This window comes from Planctomycetota bacterium (assembly GCA_016872555.1).
GTDB lineage: Bacteria > Planctomycetota > Planctomycetia > Pirellulales > UBA1268 > F1-20-MAGs016.
This window is the reverse complement of the sequence record VGZO01000147.1, coordinates 1-1,570: the sequence shown is the minus strand read 5'-3', so window position 1 is coordinate 1,570 and position 1,570 is coordinate 1. Positions and strand designations below refer to the sequence as shown.

General features: G+C 20.6%; 5 protein-coding genes. All 5 read left to right on the top strand.

Translation table 11 applies throughout. The features are described from left to right. Positions 1-6: 6 nt before the first annotated feature. The 5 genes from FJ309_17595 to FJ309_17575 all read left to right on the top strand — a co-directional run bounded on the left by FJ309_17595 (position 7) and on the right by FJ309_17575 (position 1,533). A complete protein-coding gene (locus tag FJ309_17595) occupies positions 7-165 on the top strand; it encodes a type II toxin-antitoxin system VapC family toxin (GenBank protein MBM3956388.1) in 159 nt (52 codons plus the stop codon). Between the two features lie 78 nt (positions 166-243). Continuing rightward, positions 244-552, top strand: coding sequence for a hypothetical protein (locus FJ309_17590; GenBank protein ID MBM3956387.1), 309 nt, complete (start codon positions 244-246; stop codon positions 550-552). 73 nt (positions 553-625) lie between these two features. Next, positions 626-874: a type II toxin-antitoxin system prevent-host-death family antitoxin gene (locus FJ309_17585; protein ID MBM3956386.1), complete on the top strand. Its 249-nt coding sequence runs from the start codon at positions 626-628 to the stop codon at positions 872-874. After that, positions 871-1,125 carry a Txe/YoeB family addiction module toxin gene (locus FJ309_17580; protein ID MBM3956385.1) on the top strand — a complete coding sequence of 85 codons (255 nt, stop codon included), beginning with the start codon at positions 871-873 and terminating at the stop codon, positions 1,123-1,125. Before FJ309_17585 ends, FJ309_17580 begins: the two co-directional genes overlap by 4 nt. Before the next feature lie 18 nt (positions 1,126-1,143). Next, the gene (locus FJ309_17575) at positions 1,144-1,533 is read left to right on the top strand and encodes a hypothetical protein (protein ID MBM3956384.1); all 390 of its coding nucleotides are present in this window, start codon (positions 1,144-1,146) and stop codon (positions 1,531-1,533) included. Positions 1,534-1,570: the final 37 nt, after the last annotated feature.

Genomic DNA, 1,570 nt, shown 5'->3' with positions numbered 1-1,570 from the left:
TTACCCATAACTATTAAACATACATTATATATTGAAAATTTAGAAAATTATCACGATGACCCTTTTGACAGGCTTTTAATATCTCAAGCTATAATTGAAAACTTAACTTTAATTACTAGAGATGAAAAGATTATTAAATATAAAGTTCATTATATATTAGCTTAAATAATTCATATATGTTATAATGTAAATTACATTATAATAATTACATTATAATAATTACATAAAAATTTAATTAAACTTATGAAAAATAAAGAATTAAATAATATTTTTAATAAAGTAAATACTTTTAATAAACAAATGAATGAGTTTCAAAAAGATATGAATTTAATGAAAAAGAAATATAAAATAGAAAAATTAGCAATCTCTACTGAATTTGGTGTTATTTCAGAATTGAATTATTACGATTTAATGGATGTATTAGTTAAATCTGTTGAAATTCCTATTGTAAAATTAGTTCAAGATAAAAAGTTTAAAATTGAAGATATACCTGATATTTTTAAATGTATAGGTGTTTCTTTTCAAGAAAATTATATAAAAAGATTTAATTAAAAAAATTTAATTTAAAACTTTTAAATTTTAATATATATTTTTAAGTACATGTATTTAAAAATAAAGGTTTAATATGGAAATAATATCTTACACTAAGGCACGAAATAATTTTAGTGATGTAATGAATCAAGTTTGTGAAAATCATATACCTATAACTATTTACAGACAGGAAAGTAAGCCAGTAGTTTTAATGTCTTTAGAAGATTATAATTCTATTGAAGAAACTATGTATTTAATGTCTACACCTAATAATTTTAAAAATTTGTTACAATCTATTGAAGAAATAGAACAAGGTAAAGTAATAGAGATAGATATTGAATGAAAGTTGTATGGTCTCAAAAGTCTTGGAGTGAATATCAGTATTTTAAAAACAAGAAACCTGAAATTTATAATAAAATAAATATTCTTTTAAAGGATATTATTTTACATAATTATGTTGGATTGGGTAAGCCTGAACCATTAAAACATAATTTAAATGGTTATTGGTCTAGGCGTATAAATCAAGAACATAGACTTGTTTATTATATTAAAAATAATTGTATTTATGTAGTACAATGTAAATTTCATTATTAAAATTACATATTTTTAATTATGAATAAAAAAGAACATCAAATATGGCAAGAATTTAAATATGATGAGTATTTATTTCATAAACACATATTTTCTTATGAGAGTTTATTAAGTTTTCAAGGTAAAATAGTTATAACTTATGGTTTTTACGATAGTGATGAGGCTTATAATTTTTATAACAGTTTAATAACTGAAGATGAAAAATTAAAAACGCCAGATGTTAATATAAATTTATATGATAATAAAGAACATCCCATTTGGGAGTTTGATAAAGAAACTTTTAAGAGTATATATGTTGATTATGATGAGGTTTATTATGATGAGCATATATTATACGAGTGTGAATTATTAGAACAAAACAAACCTGTAATAGAATCAAAAGATTTTAAAGAAATTAAGATATGGTCTTGATTTTTTAATCATCTTCAAAATCTCTAAAAGCTTTATC

What these genes read in the sequence shown, in the direction of transcription:
- FJ309_17575 (MBM3956384.1), top strand. Translation starts at nt 1,144, where the DNA reads ATGAATAAAAAAGAACATCAAATATGGCAAGAATTTAAATATGATGAG.
- FJ309_17585 (MBM3956386.1), top strand. Translation starts at nt 626, where the DNA reads ATGGAAATAATATCTTACACTAAGGCACGAAATAATTTTAGTGATGTA.
- FJ309_17590 (MBM3956387.1), top strand. Translation starts at nt 244, where the DNA reads ATGAAAAATAAAGAATTAAATAATATTTTTAATAAAGTAAATACTTTT.
- FJ309_17580 (MBM3956385.1), top strand. Translation starts at nt 871, where the DNA reads ATGAAAGTTGTATGGTCTCAAAAGTCTTGGAGTGAATATCAGTATTTT.